We start from the raw sequence: 529 nt of genomic DNA, 5'->3' as shown, positions 1-529 counted from the left end.
ATGTTTAATTCTTTTTGCTTACAGGCCTATTACCTTCTACGGAGTAGCTTTCCAGCTATCTTCAACTAAAAATTTCACACTTTTATGTTCTGTCCACAACCCCAAAGCCAAAGGCTTTGGTTTGGGCTCTTTCCCGTTCGCTCGCCGCTACTTAGGAAATCGATGTTTCTTTCTCTTCCTCCGGGTACTTAGATGTTTCAGTTCCCCGGGTTTACCCCCATATACCTATGTATTCAGCATATGGTACTTAATATAATTAAGTAGGTTTCCCCATTCGGAAATCTCTGGATCACAGGCTATTTGCGCCTACCCAAAGCTTATCGCAGCTTATCACGTCCTTCTTCGGCTCCTAGTGCCAAGGCATTCACCCTGCGCCCTTTGTAGCTTGACCTATCAGTCATTTATACAAAAATTCGCATAAAATAGTTTATATTTTAAGGTTTTTATTGTCTTGACGAAATTGTTATATCTTTATTTAAAGGTCTAACAATGTCTTTTTATCACTGTGCAATTTTCAAAGAACAAAAAT

General features: G+C 38.9%; 1 rRNA gene. It reads right to left on the bottom strand.

The annotated features are described in order from the left end of the window. Positions 1-391: ribosomal RNA gene (locus tag CSGHG_RS23810) — 23S ribosomal RNA — on the bottom strand; the annotation flags it as partial. Positions 392-529 lie beyond the last annotated feature (138 nt).

It is taken from the genome of Clostridium senegalense JC122 (assembly GCF_000285575.1).
Classification (GTDB): Bacteria; Bacillota; Clostridia; order Clostridiales; family Clostridiaceae; genus Clostridium_J; species Clostridium_J senegalense.
The sequence above is the reverse complement of the archived record's forward strand: the minus strand, read 5'-3'. Positions and strand labels throughout refer to the sequence as shown.